Genomic DNA, 16,312 nt, shown 5'->3' on the forward strand with positions numbered 1-16,312 from the left:
CTTTATGGGATTATTCGGCGGCTTCTAGTGCTTCCTGCTTCGCCCGCACGCGGATCGGAATGCTGCTCATCAGCGGAATGCCTGTGCGCTTGTCATAATCGCGGTCGTTGAAAGACAGGCGTCCGGTATTTCCGCCTTCGCCCAAGGGGTCTTCTTTCTCATCCGGATTGGTGCCCCAGCTATGGGGGAGCGACACACAGCCCGGTTTGACCGTCTTGTCCGCCTTGGCCACGCAGCTGATAAAGGCCCGTGCGGATTCCACTTCTACCGGTTGATTTTCGCTTAGGCCCAGTGCGTCCATGTCTTCCGGATTCATAAAAGCTGGATGATGCGGCACGCGTTTGCGTTGCACCGGGTCTTCATGCCAGTTGCTGTTGTGAATTTCGGTCATCCGCCGACCAATCATTCGCATCGGGAAGGCAGTTTCTTCCACTGGCTGGCCGAGACGCCGCGCATAACCCGCCAGTTCTTCCATCATCGCCGCATTGCCGACTGACAGTTTTCCCTCCCAATCGGCAGGCTTGGGCTGCACCATCAGCGCCTGCGCGTCCATGATTTTGCCCTTGTGCGCATCCGGGTCGGAATAGACATCGGCGACCGGCACCGGCGATCCATTGAGTGCGGCACTCCACGCGGTAATCGGATCGGGCGTTTCACCCGGTTCAAAGGTCGTGGCTTTTTCCTCCCGCTCATGGGGATGGGAAACCAGCGCCCAGGACTTGATTGTCAGCGGCTTGTCCATTTCACTGGCAAGCGTGTGGAGAAATTCATATTCCTCACACAGGTCGGACCCTTCCGGAGATTCCATGATCGGCGGGCTCGCCTGCGCATAATTATTCTCAAAACCCCAGCCTGCGCCAAAGCCTCCATACAGCTCCGGTGCAGCGGTATTGCCGTGCACTTCATAATGGAGTTTGGGCGCAATCACATAGTCCGCCAGCTCTGCCGTCTTCGACATGCGCGGGTCCAGGCAGACGAGCAGGTCGAGCGCTTTCATCGCCTCAAATGTCTTGAGCTGATCCGGCCAAGCGAGCATTGGATTACCGCCCAGACAGATCAGCGCTTTGACCTGCTTGTCACCGGGCGTCAGGATTTCATCGGGCAGCGCCGCGGTTGGCATACCGGAAATACTTTGCTCGAGATCGCGGCTATGCAGCTTGCGGCCAAAGCCCCAAGCGTCCATCGGTCCAGGCGAGGCAGCAACGGGCGGGGCGGGTTTCATAAAGACCCCGCTGCGCCGGTTAATATCGCCTTCGCGCAGCCAGTGGCCCATGATCGAGGTCAGCGACAGGTTGAGATATTCGGTGATATTGCCGCCGCCCGCCATATTGGGTCCGGTGCCGACGCTGATGCTGCCCTTATTCCAGCTGCCATACATGCGCGCAGCCTGGACGATCTCGTCTGCCGTCACATCGGCACGCTGAGCGGCCAAAGCCGGGTCGAAAGGTGCGGTGGCTTTTTTGAGGGCTTCGAAACCATCAACATCATTGGCAACGAAATCTTTGTCGTAGAGCCCTTCCTCGATCACCACCTTGGCAATTGCGCCGAGGATGATCGGATCTTCGCCGGGGCGGCATTGTAAATGGAGGTCGGCTTGGCGCGCGCTGTCGGTCTTGCGCGGATCGATGACGATCAGCTGCATCCCGCGCTTCTTGGCATCATGCAGTTTCTTGGCGGGATTCATACCGAGACCGCCGTTCATCGATACAATCGGATTGGTGCCGACCAACATCAGCCCGTCCCAGTCACCGACACGCGGCGCACCGGCCAGCCATGGACCGACCAGTGCGCGGGCAATGCCTTTACCCGGCTGGTCAATCGTAACGCTATCGTAAACCGACGTCGAACCAATGGCATCCATCAGCGCCAATATGAAAGCATGACCGTTGAGATTGTTATAGCCAAAGGTGCCGACATAAGACGCAACGCTGTCCGGACCATGTTCGGCGACAATGGCTTCAATTCTTTCCGCAATCTCTTTCGCAGCGGCGCGCCAGCTTATCGCTTCTTTCTGGCCGTGTTTCATGCCCTTATAGCTGGTCAGCAAACGCGTATCGAAATTGTGATAATTGGCAAGCTGACGCCCCTTGATACAGCTGTAGCCTTCAAACTCGGGATTATCCTTGTCGCCATGGGTCTTGATTGGGACACCGTCTTCAAAATCGACAATCAGGCCGCAATGGGCATGACAGGCCCGACACATCACATGTTTCTGTTCAATTGCCATTGTCGCTCTCCTGACTGATATTTCAGACCATTGCTTTTTTAAATTTAATCGTTCAATTAATCAGCAACGATTCCAAAAATAGGGCATGGCGGTCCTTGCTGCCACTGACCGTATTGATAAGATAATCTCAGGAGCAAAGCGCCATGGCCGACAAGCCCGATGCAGCCGAACTAAAGGAATATACCGAAGCCGCCGATGCGTGGTTCAAGGAGAACACCGTTCGTGATCCCGGCTTCATGTTGCCGCTCACCTTCATGGAGGTGTCAACGGATCAGCAGTTTGATTTCCTGCGCGATTGGCAGCGCAAGGTCTATGAAGCAGGCTATCTCGGCGCGGCTTGGCCAAAAGAATATGGCGGTGGCGGCCTGCACACCGATTTCCAACGCGCGGCGACCCGGGCGATGAAAAAATATGACGCTCCAATCATGCTCAATGCGATTGGCAATGGCTGGGCCGGACCGCTGATCCTCGATCTGGGATCGGAGGAACAGAAGCAAAAATATATCAAAGGTATGCTCAATGCCGAGGATATCTGGTGCCAGGGATTTTCGGAGCCGGAACATGGCAGTGACCTTGGCAATGCGCAGTTGAAAGCGGTCAAAGACGGCGATGAATATGTCCTCAACGGATCGAAAATCTGGACCTCCCTAGGCGACCGGGCGAAATATATGATCCTGCTCGCGCGCACCGATTTTGAAGCAGAGAATAAATATAAGGGGCTCAGCTTCTTCCTTAATCCGATGAAGATTGAAGGGATCAGCACCAGCCGGATCAAGAAACTGACCGGGGAATATGGTTTTGTGCAGACCTTCTTTACCGACGCGCGCATCTCTGCCGACTGTCTGTTTGGCGGGGAGGGCAATGGCTGGTCGATGGCGATGAAGACGCTGGAATATGAACGCGGTGCCAAGGTGAAACCGGTGGGCGGATATTTCGTCAAGGAACTGGATGTCATGCAGATTGTCGAACTGGCGAAAAACTCCATGCGCAACGGCAAGCCCTTGCTCGACGATCCGGTGATGCGCGACAAGATGACGCAATATATGATCGATATCCAGGCGCTCAATCTCAACAATACCCGCCGCCGGATGCCACAGCTCATGCAGGACAAGCCCATGGGACTGCCGCTGATGAACAAGCTGGCGCGCACTGAGTTAATTCGCGAGCTGACCGAGTTCTCGCTGGGCTTTCAGGGGACCAAGGCGGGCTATTATGTCGGCGACGAAAATGCGGTGGATAATGGCTATTGGCACCGCAGCTATCTCAACAGCTTCTCCGCAACAATTGGTGGTGGAACTTCCGAAATTCAGCGCAATATTGTCGCCGAGCATGCCCTTGGTTTGCCAAAGACACGCTAAGCCTAAACAAGACAAATCAGGACGGATAAATGAATAACCTAGGCGATATCGGCACGACCGAAGAGCAAATTGAATTGATGGATGTGGCAACCAACTTCTGCCGCGACAAATCTCCTATAGATAAGGTTCGCTCCTTGATGGAGGATGATCTCGGCTATGATCCGGACGTCTGGAGAGAAATTGGCGAACTAGGTTGGCTGGCCATAGCCATACCCGAAGCACATGATGGTGTTGGCCTTTCCATGGCGGAAGTGGTTCCCATTGCCGAGCAAATGGGGCGCAATCTTCTGAGCACGCCTTTTGGTTCAACGACCATAGCCGCCCAGGCTCTGCTGGCGGGCGGGAGCGAAGCGCAACAAGCCGCCTGGCTGCCCAAAATTGCGGCGGGCACGGCGGCAACGCTGGCCCTTCGGGAAGATCATGGTGACTGGAATCTCGGCAATGTTGCCAGTATCGGTAAAGAGACTGCAGACGGCATTGCCTTGTCTGGCAAGAAGCAATTGGTGCGCTGGGCCGATAGTGCAGAGCTTATCATCACTTCGGTCGAGGTGGACGGGAATGTCCGTTTTGCCATGATCGAACGCAGCGCATTGCCGGACGGCGCATTGCGGCGCGAGGCCATAATCGACGAAACCGCACGCAGTTTTGAACTCACCCTCGATGGCATAACGATATCGGCTGATGCCTTGTTTGATGGCAACCGGACACGTGAAACGATTGAAAAGATTGAACTTGCCGCAGGCTTGATTCATGCGGCCGAGATGACAGGCGGATCGCAAGCGGTGATCGACTACACGCTCGAATATCTCAAGACGCGCAAGCAGTTTGACAAGATTATCGGTAGCTATCAGGCATTGAAACATCCGACGGTCGACAATTATGTCGAATATGAAAAGGCGCGCACGCATCTCTACAGCGCTGCCCATAGTTGGGGCGAACAGGGGCGTGGCGAAGTGGCGGTTCGCATGGCAGCTGCTCAGGCGCATTCGAGCTATAGCCGAGCAGCCGACCGCTCCATCCAGTTTCATGGCGGTTTTGGTTTTACCCATGATTGCGATGCACAACTGCATCGCCGCAAAGCGATTTTTGACGGCGCGCTGATTGGCGACGCTGCTTACCAACGGTCGAAACTGGCCGGCTTGCTATTTGATTAGGATTTAAAGGAGAGATCAACATGTCAGAAGTGCTCACAGATATTCAGGACGGTTTTATCATCGTCACCATCAACCGGCCCGATGCGAAGAACGCCATGACCAAGGCAGCGGCGGAAGGCATCCGTGCTGCGATGGAGCAGCTTGACAATGACAACAGCCTCAACGCCGGGATCATTACCGGCGCAGGCGGCACATTCTGTTCTGGCATGGATCTGAAAGGCTTCCTTCGCGGCGAAACGCCAGCGGTGAAAGGCTATGGTTTCGGTGGCATCACTGAAAAGGGTCCGGAAAAACCGATCATTGCGGCGGTCGAAGGCTATGCGCTGGCAGGTGGTCTGGAACTGGCTCTTGCCTGTGATCTTTGCGTCGCTAACAGCAATGCGAAATTTGGTATTCCAGAGGTCAAGCGCTCGCTCGTCGCAGCAGCGGGTGGCGTGATCAAGCTCCAGCAATTGGTTGGCAAGCGCATTGCGATGGAAATGGCATTGACCGGTGATTTCTTCTCTGCCCAGCGAGCCTATGATGTCGGTTTTGTAAATCGTCTGACCGATGGTCCTGCTCTGGATGCAGCGATTGAATTGGCGGCGACCGTTGCAGCCAATGGCCCGCTGGCATTGAAAGCGACCAAGAAAATCATCAACGAAAGCTATGACTGGACCAGCGAAGAAGCCTGGAAAAAGCAAGCGGAAATTACCGGCCCGGTATTCATGTCCAAAGACGCACAGGAAGGCTCACGTGCCTTTGCCGAGAAACGCAAACCCGATTGGAAAGGTGAATAATCATGTCTGATATCGAGCGGATCAACCCCGATACGTTGCCGGATGCCGGTTCGATGGGCTATTCGCAGGTCACGACGTGTAAGCCGGGGAAGATGATTTTTATCTCTGGCCAGGTGGCCTGGACCCCGGGTGGCGATCCGGCCCCCGATAATCTGGCCGAACAGGCGAAGATGGCGAGTAGCAATCTCGGTAAGGCGCTGGCTTCGGCTGGAGCCGGGCCAGAGAATATCGTATCTGCTCGCGCCTTCATCGTTGACTATACCGAAGAAAAGGGTGCGGAAGCCTTTCCCGAGATAATGGCGTTCCTTGGCGGAAATCAGGTCGCTTTCACTTTGATCGGCTGCGCGGCGCTGGCGTCGCCTGATCTGATGATAGAGATTGAGGCGATCGCGGTTGTCTGACCCTATAGAGACGGGCAGCGGAGATATTGTTGATCTCTGGTCTGCTGACCAAGATCTGCCATCCTGGTTTACCGAAGCCTTGGACGTTCCGCGTGAGGAAGCCTTTATCGAAGTGGGCGGACAAAAGGTCCACTATTTCCGCTGGGGCAAACGTGGCAATCCGCCGCTGCTACTGACACACGGATTTCTTGCCCATGCCCGCTGCTTTGCGTTTATCGCGCCCTTTCTGGCGGAGGATTATGACATTATCGCCTATGATCTTGCCGGCATGGGGGAAAGCGAAATTGGAGCCGTGTTTGAAGGGACACAGCGCGCCGAAGACATGGTCGCACTTGCAGATGCGCTCGATCTTTTTTCCGGTCCGGTGAAACCTAAGATCATTGCGCACAGCTTTGGATCAGGCGTCGCGCTCACGGCGATGGAGTTGGCCGGAGAGCGGTTTGGCGGTCTGATCATCTGCGACCTGATGATCATGCGGCCTGAAAAACTCGCTGCCCATTTCAAGGGCGGAGGAGGGCCTCCGGGTTCCGGCAAGTCGGATCGGCCAACTAATGTCTATCCCGACTATGAAACGGCGCGCGGACGTTTTGTGTTGGCCCCACCGCAGGATGTGCAGACACCGTTTCTGCTGGAATATATGGCTTATCACAGCATGCGCCGGGTTGAAGGCGGTTGGACCTGGAAATTCAATCCAAAAGTATTCCATCGTAGCGAGAATGATCAAGAAAAGTGGCGGCAGGCTCCGCAACGGATAGTCGATCTGTCGCACCGGCTGGCGATTATCTATGGCGAGAATAGCAGATTGTTCGATGCCGACAGCGCGGCCTATTTGCGTGAGTTGGGAGGTGTCCATATTCCGATGATCGCGGTGCCCAAGGCGGAACATCACTTGATGCTCGATCAGCCTCTTGCATTTGTGGCTGCGCTGCGCTCTGTTCTGGCTTTGTGGGATTTTCCATAAACCAGAAAGAGGTCCAGTGGTGAGCAGCAATTCCAAGGCTCGTATCGTTTCGGTGGTTCAAGCCGGATCCGATCCCTTTGATACACCGACGACGCTGCGCAAATTTGCACATCTTTTGTCGGAGGCCAAAACTGCGAACAGTGATCTGGCTGTGTTCCCGGAGGCCTTTATTGGCGGCTATCCCAAAGGTGTTGATTTTGGTGTGCGCGTGGGGTCGCGTGACGATGCTGGGCGGGAGCTGTTCCGCCTCTATTCAGATAATGCCGTGCAATTGGGTTCACCTGAATTTGAAGAAATGCGCGAAGCCGTTGCCGCTAACGACCTGGCGGTGGTCGTCGGGGCCATCGAGCGCAAGGGCGCTACGCTCTATTGCTCGACCCTCAGTTTTGAACGAGACGGATCGCTGCTCGGCGTACATCGTAAACTGGTTCCCACCGCGATGGAGCGGCTGATCTGGGGACAAGGCGACGGCAGCGACTTACCGGTGATGGACAGCAGCGTCGGGCGACTGGTCAGCGCGATCTGCTGGGAAAATTACATGCCGCTCCTGCGAAGCTATTATTACGATGCACAGCCCGATTTTTATTGCGTATCGACCGTCGATGACCGGCCGGTATGGGTACCAACGATGCAGACCATTGCGCTGGAAAGCCGTGCCTTTGTATTGTCGGCCTGCCAATATCTCGAGCGTGGGATGATCGGATTGAACAGCGATCAATTTGATGCGGTTCAAGGCAATGGTCCTGACACTGTCCTGATCAATGGTGGCAGCTGCATCATTACCCCATCGGGAGAAGTGATCGCAGGACCAATATTCGGTCAAGAAACAATCCTGACCGCGGAAATTGATCTCGATGACCGGACGCGTGGCAAGTTCGATATGGATGTCGCCGGCCACTATGCGCGACCTGATATTTTTGAATTGCGGGCACATATGGCACCGCAGAAGAATGTCCGCGAGGACTAAAACGACCCGGAATCGTCTGGATCCTCCAAACGTGCTATTATTGGCACCTTAATTGATCGATTCATTGGGAGGAATTGGTGAGAGAGGAAGCGCAACCGAAAATTGTCAGCCATGAAGAATGGCAGTCAGCAATCGAAAAGCTACGCGAGAAAGAAAAAGAACTAACCCGGGCGCATGATGCTCTAAATGCCATGCGCCGCCGGTTGCCGATGGTGAAGATAGAAAAAAGCTACGAATTCCACGGCGAAGATGGCAATGTCAGCCTGTTGGACCTGTTTGAAGACCGAAAACAGCTTATCGTCTATCATTTCATGTTCGCCCCGGATGCAGATGCTGGTTGTCCAGGCTGTTCATGGGTGACGGACGCCATGTCTCATCCTGCCCATTTGCATGCCCGGGACACATCCATTGTGCTCATATCGCGCGCGCCTTTGGAAAAGCTGCTCGCCTATAAGAAGCGCATGGGTTGGGGTCTGCCGTGGGTTTCATCCTTTGGCAGCGACTTTAATTATGATTTCAATGCGACCAATAATGATGGTGAAAATCATGTCGCCAGTGTTTTCTTGCGCGATGGTGATCAGATTTACCGCACCTATTATACCGACCAGCGGGGTGTCGAGCTTTTAGGTAGCCACTGGACCTGGCTCGATTTGACGCCTTATGGCCGCCAGGAGCCGTGGGAAGATGCACCCAAAGGCTGGCCCAAGGGGGAGATGTACTGGGACAGGCGGCATGACGAATATCGGGACTGATACCTGCGCTGTTTCACCGTACAAGCGATTCTGAAGCTGATTGTCAGATTAACAATCGGCCCGCCCCGCGACATATTGATACAATAAACCCGGAATCCGACAAATCTCTGCGACAACCTTTCATCATAACTGTTTCTGATGCCGCAGTTGGCGCCGCGTAAAAGAGGAGTTTGAGATGAGAAAGATTCTGATGATATTGGCTGCATCAACGATGGTCATATCGCCCCTGGTGACGGCACAGGCCGAGGCCGCGACCCATAAGACGATCAAGAAAACAGTGACGGTTAAAGAAGGAAAGCGAGTCGTTACCAAGAAGACGACGACCAGAGGCAATGGCGCCAAAAAGGTTGTGCGCACCAGCTATGCGCCAGTCAAGCATCGCTGGATCAAGGGTCAGCGCTTTGACCACCGCCATGCGGTAAATTACCGCGTGATCGGCAATCCCCGCGCCTATCATTTGGCAAATGCGCCGCGCGGTTATCGCTGGGTCCGGTCTGGCAATGATGCCGTTCTTGTAGGTATCACCAGCGGAATTGTGGGAGCCGTGATCGGCAATGCAATATTGCGTTGAACGCAGATCAAATAGAGTCAAGCGGAAGCCCTTGGTGCGATGCCCCGGGGGCTTTACGCGTTTTTGATGGTAAGGCCGCCGTCAACGGGAATGATTGCGCCGGTCAGGAAACTCGCGGAGGGCAGAACGCAGGACAAGGTCATATGCGCCACCTCTTCAGGAATGGCATAGCGGCGCAGCGCTACGCGCCGTTTGGCGTAGATGGTTTTATGCTCCTCCGAAATTGCATCGGTAATGCCCGTACGGATCGGTCCGGGGCAGATGCAATTGACGGTGATGCCTTCGCGGCCGAGATCAACGGCCAAGCCTTTCGTCAGACCGATCACACCATGTTTGGCTGCAACATAGGGGCTGTTGCCCGGCGATGCGCCCAAGCCCTCCGTTGATGCGATATTGACTATCCGGGGATGTTCGGCCTCTCTCAAATGGGGCAAGGCGGCGCGGATCATCCGCTGGTGGGCCGCCAGCATCACCGCAAGAGTCGGCTCCCAACTGTCTTCATAACTTTCCTCGGCAACATCCGCAGGAATTGCGAAGCCAGCATTGTTGACGAGAATGTCGATACCGCCAAATGCTTGGGCAATATCGGCGACCACAGCCTTGATAATGTCAGGATTGCTGACATCTAGGGACCAGGCGTCGGCCGAGCCTTCATATCCGGGTGCTGCAATTTCCTGAACAACAGCATCGCATGCACTCTGATCAAGATCCGTCACCGCAACCTGCGCTCCTTCCGAAGCAAACAGATGGGCTGTGGCACGGCCCATGCCGCTCGCGGCGCCGGTAATGATCGCTTTCTTGCCTGCGATGGAGCGGCTGAGCGGCTGGTAAGGAGGCATGCTTCCATCCATTGTTATTGCGCGATATCTTTTCTCAAAAATGTTCTACCAATTCGGCGTTCCGAATATTTTACAGGGGGAGCTTTTATACTCAAGTGACGGTAGGAACGAAAAGTGCTTCTTTGCTTACTGATGTACTTAGTAACAAATTGAAACGATGCGCCACCATGCAGATAGCGCATCATTCGACAATAAGCATTTTGCTCATGCAGTGGCCACAAATCCCAAGTTGGATCTTGGTTGCCATTCCATCGTTCTTTGAGCTTGATCACGTCAGGCGGCCAGAAAGCCTTCCAGCCGTCCGCGAATAATTTCATCCGCTTCACTCATGATGCCGTCGATCAATTCCTTACAGGTTGGAATGTCATTGATCAGGCCGGCGACCATGCCGCAGCTCCAGGCGCCGGCGTCCATGGTGCCTTCCATCATGATCTGCGGATAGACGCCAGCAACCTGCTCGATAATGTCGGTAAACTGCAGGTCGCTGCCTTTTTCCTTTTCGATCTCGAGCAGCCGCTCAACCGCCGCGTTGTTCAGCACACGCTCGGTATTGCGCAGCGGTCGCATGACGAGACGGGTGTCGAGCTCGCTCGCGGCGACAATCGCGTCTTTCACGTTCTGATGCACCGGCGCCTCTTTTGTCGCGATGAAGCGTGTGCCCATGTTCATGCCTTCCGCACCCATGGCGAGCGATGCAACCAATGACCGCGCATCGGCCTGTCCGCCGGAGCTGACGAATGGAATGTCGAGTTCATCTGCTGCGCGTGGCAGCAGGATCATGTTGGGGATATCGTCCTCACCGGGATGGCCGCCACATTCAAAGCCATCGACCGATACGGCATCACAGCCAATGCTCTGCGCTTTCAAGGCGTGACGCACCGCGGTGCATTTGTGAATGACTTTAACGCCAGCTTCTTTCAGGGCCGGGAGATATTGTGCCGGATTGTTGCCTGCAGTTTCCACTGCCTTGATGTCATTGTCGATAATCGCCTTGATATAGCCAGGATAGTCAGGCGTGTTGACGATTGGCAGGAAGGTCAAGTTGACGCCAATAGGCCTGTCGGTCAGCGCTTTGGCTTTCTTGATTTCCTTGTCGAGATCTTCGGGTGTTTTCTGGGTCAATCCGGTAATGATGCCCAGACCGCCCGCTTCGGAAACCGCTGCTGCCAGTTCGGCAAATCCCACATAGTGCATCCCGCCCTGAATGATCGGATGTTCGATGCCGAAAAGCTCTGTGATGCGTGTTTTCATGGGATTTGGTCCTCTTGCGTTGGAGTAGTTGGAGACGGTACGGGCCATCTCGAGAATCGGTTTAATTGGGCAGTTAACTAGCAATCCAGGCGCCAGTTGTCACGCCTTTCCAAATCTGGTCCGGTGACGTTACGGCAAGCTCTGCGCCCAGCAATTTGGACCAGTGGTGCTCATTCCCCAAGGCATCGCGCCAGGCCCATAGGCGGCGGGTATAATGGTGGAGGTCATATTCCTGCGTATAGCCCATCGCGCCGTGTACCTGATGGAACGGTACGGTGACCGCTTCGACGCTGTGGCCGATCTGAACCTTGGCAACGACCGCTTCATGCCATGCCTTTTCCGGATCATCGGCGCTGCGGGCGAGTGCACTGGCCGCCTGTGTCGCGGCCATGGTCGCGGCGGCGCTTTCCGATGCGGCAACAGCAAGCTGATGCTGGATCGCCTGAAATTTCGACAATGGTCGGCCAAATTGTTCGCGGTCCGATACATAGGCGATGGAGAGGTTGAGCGCGGCTTCGATGGCCGACGCCATTTGCACCGCACGGACGGTTAGGATCAAAGCCTCGACCGCGCGGCGCGACAGGTTGGTCGCGGCGCTCGCAACGGGCGTCGCGGTGGAGAAGTCCAGACGCGTATCGCTGTCGGGTGACAAGGCTTGCCCATCAACCGCCGATGCGTCGGCGGTTTTGTAGAGAGCAATTTCGTTCTCGCTGGCATCATAGACGGCCACATGATCGGCTGTGCCGGCGAACGGGACGCTGGCGGCATTACCTTCCACAAGCGCAAAAGTGGCAGCGCCGTCGGGAATGGCGACGCCAGCCCGGTCGAGCAACCAGTTGGCGATCAATGTCTCTGCAAAGGGCACTGGCGAGGCCGCTTCTGCCGACACCCAAATGGCTCCGAAGACTTCATCATAATCGGCACCAAAGCCACCATTATCTTCGCTCACCCAAGCCAGCGGCAACCCGTTTTCGGCAAGTGCGTCCCAAAGGGCTTGCGGATATTGGCCAGCTTCGGCTTCATGCGGCACTTCGCGCCCGCACAGATCGGCGTAAATCTTCGCTGTGGTTTCAGCGACCATGCCTTCTGTATTTATCATTGCCGCTCCCCTTATCTCAGACCGAGTTGTCGTGCGGTTATCCCGCGCATCACTTCCGTTGTACCGCCGCGCAGCGTATTGGGCGGCGAGCGCAGGATGCCGATGTTCAAGATACGCCGCATTTCATCGCTCCACTCTTCTTCCGGCAGATCATTCATCAACGCCCGCACTTGCAGGGTCAGGTCATTTTCCAACCGGTTGCCGAGATCCTTGACCAGGGCGGCCTCGGTTTCCGGTGATACGCCCTGATGGAGCAGATTGGCGATGCCCCAAGACATGCCGCGCAAGGTGCGCAAATTGGCAATCAGCTTGCCGAGACGCGCCTGAGAATCCGATCCCAGCTTGCCCCGTAATTGATGCAGGGCTTTTTCCAGGGTGATATAGCTCGACAAAAACCGTTCCGGCCCAGAGCGTTCCATGGCCAGTTCGCCGGTCACCTGTTTCCAGCCGCCGCCTTCTTCACCGAGCAGGCAATCGTCCGGAACGATCACGTCTTCAAAATAGACTTCGTTAAAATGTGCGTCGCCCGACAAGTCGGTAATTGGTTTGATCGTCACGCCGGGCAGACTGAGATCAATCATGATCTGCGAAAGACCAACATGCCGGTTGCGGCCATCGGCTGGTGAGGTGCGCAAGATGGCAACCATGTAATGTGAGATATGCGCGCCCGATGACCAGATTTTCTGGCCATTGATTTTCCAGCCGCCGTCGACTTTTTCCGCCTTGGTTTTGACATTGGCGAGGTCGGAACCAGCGCCGGGCTCGGAAAGACCGATGGCGAAATAACATTCCCCTGCAGCAATTCGAGGAAGGATATCGAGTTTCTGTTCTTCGGTACCATGTTCCAGCAGCATCGGCGCATGTTGCCGATCGGCAATCCAATGCGCGCCCACTGGAGCGCCCGCGCGCAAGGTTTCCTCGGTCACGATATAGCGCTCCAATGCGGTCTTATCGTGGCCGCCATATTTACTGGACCAAGTCAAGCCAATCCAACCGCGCTTGCCCATTTTTTTGGAAAATTCGGCGTCGGAAGACGCCATCCAGCATTCCGGTTCGGGGCGGAAGTTGCCGGCCTCGCGTTCTTCTTTCAGGAACGCTTGCAGCTCGGCGCGAAGGTCTTCGAGGGCCGGATCTGGCTGGACCACAGGAAAATTGAAACGCTGCATTAAAATGCCTTTGAGTTGATTGGGATCAAGGTGTCACAATGTTAAATTGCGGGTCTACCGGGTCGAGTGCGCCAAACATAGCTGCCATAAGGGCGGTATCCCCGCTGACCGTCATCGCGCCGGATTGGATTAGTTCCAACGGATTGGCCTGCCGCAGCAACAGCCGTGTGAAGTCGGTCCGGTTGATCCCGATCTGGGCAGTAGCCGCCTCAGCCTTGCCGGCACGCGGGAACATAACGCTTTTGCCGAAATCAACATTAATGGCTTCCTTGCGATCCGCAAAAGTAAACTGGATTATACCGCCGTCCCCTTGCATTTTTGCCGGATTGAAACGGGTGGCAATGGCGTCGAACAGGTCGATAGCCGCTATGCTGTTCAGCACTTTGGCATTGGAACTGGTGACGGTACCAGAGCCCTTGTTACCCTCCCGCAATTCCTTGGCGCCGACAAGATAGATATTGCGCCACGTGCCTGCCTCCGCCTGAAAGCCGAGTTGCTCATAGCTGGAGGCTAGCCACTTTTTAGCGGTTTCATTGGCGGGATCAGCAAAGACAATATGATTGAAAACAGTCGCGGCCCATCGATATTCACCGGCATCAAATGCTTTTTCACCTACGGCAAGCGCTTTTTCCGTGCCGCCCATGGCAGCGACATATTTCTTGGAAGCCTCCGCTGGCGGCAGTTGATGATAGGTTGCAGGAACCGCATCCCACCAGCCGAAATAGCGTTGATAGACGGCCTTACTATTGTGATTAAGCGTGCCATAATAATCGCGCACGCCAAAATCGCTTTTGGCAAAATCAGGCTCGCCAATATTTTCTGCCAGTTCATGCATGGTTGCGCCCTGATTGGCCTGACGTATCGTCTGGTCATGGACATAGCGGTACAGGCCCCGCTGGTTTCTCAGGGCTGTTTGCACATTTTCACTGCCCCAGGTTGGCCAGTGATGGGAGGCCAATAATATTTCCGCCTTCGCGCCATATTTTTCATACATGGCATCGATAACCTTGCTCCACTTTAGCGTATCACGCACCAATGCTCCGCGCGGTGTCAGCACATTATGGAAGGTTCGCGTCGCCACTTCGGCGCTATGCAAAGCCTTAAATTGTGGCAGGTAGAAAACAAACTCGGCCGGCGCTTCGGTTTCACTGGCATCCATAAACTCGAATGTAATGCCATCAATGACCAGCTTTTCACCATCTTCGCCAATAGTCTTCGTTGGCGGCACCAGCGCCACATCGCCGCGCGACAGCGCTTGTCCCAGACCACCGCCGACATGACCTGTTTTCCCTGCCGGTAAAGCGGTACCAAATTGAAACTGCACCCGCCTGCTCATCGCTGTGCCGGCGATAACCGCTTCGCCGATAGATTCTCTTACAAATCCGTGCGGCGCGATGATCTGAACATCGTCATAGGCAAGATCAAGCTTGCCTATGACACCATTGACACCGCCATAGTGATCACCGTGACTATGGGTAAACAAGACTGCACTGACGGGTCGTTTGCCGAGCGTTTTATTGGCCAGAGCCAAGCCAGCCTTGGCCGGTGCGGGTGTGGTCAGCGGGTCTACTATGATCCAGCCTTTTTCACCTGCGATCAACGTCATCTGCGCCAAATCATAGCCGCGAATTTGATATATGCCGGGAACAACTTCAAACAGGCCGTGGATGCTGTTGAGCTTTCCTTGTCGCCAAAGCGAAGGATTTACCGTGTCCGGCGCATCACCTTTTACAAAATCAAACTGGCTCGGGTCCCACGCAACCGATCCATCTTCATTGAGAATCGGTTTTTCGATTTTGGCAAGGAAACCTCGATTGGCATTTTCGAAATCATTTTGGTCTGCAATGGGAAGGCGGGCACCAAAGTCCGCATTGGCTTTTTTGGTGGCCTCAGTTGCGACACCCTCAGGCGGCGCGGCATAGGCGGTCGTTGCGATGGCCAATGTTAAAAGCGGAACAACAAATTTTCTCATGATCACTGCCCTCTCTTATTGGCCCTTGAATACCGGCTTGCGCTTCTCCAGGATTGCATCAATCGCTTCCTGATGATCGTCCAGCTGTTGCAGGACCCCCTGGAACAACGCCGCCTGATCGAGATTTTCTTTTAGCGTCACATTTTGGGCGGTGCGGACCAGTTCCTTGGTTTTTCGGATCGCCAGCGGGGGCAGGGCAACCACTTGCTCGGCCAGTTCGTAAGCGCGTTTGAGCAACTCGTCATTGGCCACAACTTCGGACACCAGACCGTAATCAAGCGCCTTGTGCGCATCAATAAACTCACCGGTGAACAGCATCTGATTAGCGCGGGCCTGCCCGATGATGCGTGGCAACAACCATGCGCCGCCATCGCCGGGAATGATCCCGACGCGCAGGAAGCTTTCGGCAAAAATCGCGTCTTCGCCCGCAATGCGAATATCGCACATGGTGGTTAGATCATTGCCAGCGCCGATTGCGTGGCCATTGACGGCCGCAATGACCGGAACCGAAATCTCGGCCATCGCTAGCGGGATTTGTTGAATGCCAGTCTTGTACCAATTTTCGATTTCCAGCGGAGACATATTCTGCTCCTTGGTCATCGCCTTGATTTCATGCAGATTGCCGCCGGAGGAGAAGCTTTTGCCATTGGCGGCCAGAACAACGCAGCTGACACTCGCGTCGGCATCGGCTTTCTTAACCGCATTGACCAGCGCTTCACAAAGGTCGGTCGACAGCGCATTGCGTGTCTCCGGCTTGTTCAGCGTGATGGTGACCACGCGATCCTGTTTGTCATAAAGAACGACGTCGCTCATAA

Annotated in this window: 16 protein-coding genes; 8 read left to right on the forward strand and 8 right to left on the reverse strand. The window is 55.1% G+C overall.

The genetic code is table 11. The features are described 5' to 3' along the window. Nucleotides 1-10 precede the first annotated feature (10 nt). Nucleotides 11-2,227 (reverse strand): molybdopterin-containing oxidoreductase family protein, encoded by a 2,217-nt coding sequence (locus AC6I9Z_RS03655; protein WP_461458786.1) that lies wholly within the window; start codon nucleotides 2,225-2,227, stop codon nucleotides 11-13. A 143-nt stretch (nucleotides 2,228-2,370) separates the two neighbouring features. Here AC6I9Z_RS03655 and AC6I9Z_RS03660 point away from each other — a divergent pair, with 143 nt between their 5' ends. From AC6I9Z_RS03660 to AC6I9Z_RS03695, 8 genes are all read left to right on the forward strand, one after another. Beyond that, the gene (locus AC6I9Z_RS03660; protein ID WP_461458784.1) at nucleotides 2,371-3,585 is read left to right on the forward strand and encodes an acyl-CoA dehydrogenase family protein; all 1,215 of its coding nucleotides are present in this window, start codon (nucleotides 2,371-2,373) and stop codon (nucleotides 3,583-3,585) included. Nucleotides 3,586-3,614: 29 nt separating this feature from the next. Continuing rightward, the gene (locus AC6I9Z_RS03665; protein WP_461458782.1) at nucleotides 3,615-4,739 is read left to right on the forward strand and encodes an acyl-CoA dehydrogenase family protein; all 1,125 of its coding nucleotides are present in this window, start codon (nucleotides 3,615-3,617) and stop codon (nucleotides 4,737-4,739) included. A 20-nt stretch (nucleotides 4,740-4,759) separates the two neighbouring features. Beyond that, nucleotides 4,760-5,518 (forward strand): crotonase/enoyl-CoA hydratase family protein, encoded by a 759-nt coding sequence (locus tag AC6I9Z_RS03670; protein WP_109355825.1) that lies wholly within the window; start codon nucleotides 4,760-4,762, stop codon nucleotides 5,516-5,518. A 2-nt stretch (nucleotides 5,519-5,520) separates the two neighbouring features. Continuing rightward, on the forward strand, nucleotides 5,521-5,919 hold the full coding sequence (locus AC6I9Z_RS03675; protein WP_461458780.1) for a RidA family protein: 399 nt from the start codon (nucleotides 5,521-5,523) through the stop codon (nucleotides 5,917-5,919). Further along, complete coding sequence (locus AC6I9Z_RS03680) at nucleotides 5,912-6,880, forward strand: alpha/beta fold hydrolase (RefSeq protein ID WP_461458778.1); 969 nt, start codon at nucleotides 5,912-5,914, stop codon at nucleotides 6,878-6,880. Before AC6I9Z_RS03675 ends, AC6I9Z_RS03680 begins: the two co-directional genes overlap by 8 nt. Before the next feature lie 19 nt (nucleotides 6,881-6,899). Next, on the forward strand, nucleotides 6,900-7,847 hold the full coding sequence (locus AC6I9Z_RS03685) for a carbon-nitrogen hydrolase family protein (RefSeq protein WP_461458776.1): 948 nt from the start codon (nucleotides 6,900-6,902) through the stop codon (nucleotides 7,845-7,847). 77 nt (nucleotides 7,848-7,924) lie between these two features. Then, on the forward strand, nucleotides 7,925-8,599 hold the full coding sequence (locus tag AC6I9Z_RS03690) for a DUF899 domain-containing protein (RefSeq protein WP_461458774.1): 675 nt from the start codon (nucleotides 7,925-7,927) through the stop codon (nucleotides 8,597-8,599). A 175-nt stretch (nucleotides 8,600-8,774) separates the two neighbouring features. After that, a complete protein-coding gene (locus AC6I9Z_RS03695) occupies nucleotides 8,775-9,170 on the forward strand; it encodes an RcnB family protein (RefSeq protein WP_461458773.1) in 396 nt (131 codons plus the stop codon). A 53-nt stretch (nucleotides 9,171-9,223) separates the two neighbouring features. Here the strand turns inward: AC6I9Z_RS03695 and AC6I9Z_RS03700 are convergent, their stop codons facing one another. The 7 genes from AC6I9Z_RS03700 to AC6I9Z_RS03730 form a co-directional block, all read right to left on the reverse strand. Next, entirely contained in the window at nucleotides 9,224-10,009 is a 786-nt protein-coding gene (locus AC6I9Z_RS03700; RefSeq protein ID WP_461458771.1) for an SDR family NAD(P)-dependent oxidoreductase, read from the reverse strand. Between the two features lie 14 nt (nucleotides 10,010-10,023). Further along, the gene (locus AC6I9Z_RS03705; RefSeq protein WP_497811343.1) at nucleotides 10,024-10,326 is read right to left on the reverse strand and encodes a hypothetical protein; all 303 of its coding nucleotides are present in this window, start codon (nucleotides 10,324-10,326) and stop codon (nucleotides 10,024-10,026) included. Continuing rightward, nucleotides 10,283-11,260: an NAD(P)H-dependent flavin oxidoreductase gene (locus AC6I9Z_RS03710; RefSeq protein WP_461458769.1), complete on the reverse strand. Its 978-nt coding sequence runs from the start codon at nucleotides 11,258-11,260 to the stop codon at nucleotides 10,283-10,285. Before AC6I9Z_RS03710 ends, AC6I9Z_RS03705 begins: the two co-directional genes overlap by 44 nt. Nucleotides 11,261-11,333: 73 nt before the next feature. Next, on the reverse strand, nucleotides 11,334-12,359 hold the full coding sequence (locus tag AC6I9Z_RS03715; RefSeq protein WP_461458767.1) for an acyl-CoA dehydrogenase family protein: 1,026 nt from the start codon (nucleotides 12,357-12,359) through the stop codon (nucleotides 11,334-11,336). Between the two features lie 11 nt (nucleotides 12,360-12,370). Further along, a complete protein-coding gene (locus AC6I9Z_RS03720) occupies nucleotides 12,371-13,525 on the reverse strand; it encodes an acyl-CoA dehydrogenase family protein (RefSeq protein WP_461458765.1) in 1,155 nt (384 codons plus the stop codon). Between the two features lie 25 nt (nucleotides 13,526-13,550). Next, nucleotides 13,551-15,497 carry an alkyl/aryl-sulfatase gene (locus AC6I9Z_RS03725; RefSeq protein WP_461458764.1) on the reverse strand — a complete coding sequence of 649 codons (1,947 nt, stop codon included), beginning with the start codon at nucleotides 15,495-15,497 and terminating at the stop codon, nucleotides 13,551-13,553. Between the two features lie 15 nt (nucleotides 15,498-15,512). Further along, nucleotides 15,513-16,310 carry an enoyl-CoA hydratase-related protein gene (locus AC6I9Z_RS03730; protein ID WP_461458762.1) on the reverse strand — a complete coding sequence of 266 codons (798 nt, stop codon included), beginning with the start codon at nucleotides 16,308-16,310 and terminating at the stop codon, nucleotides 15,513-15,515. Nucleotides 16,311-16,312 lie beyond the last annotated feature (2 nt).

Source organism: Parasphingorhabdus sp. (assembly GCF_059726685.1).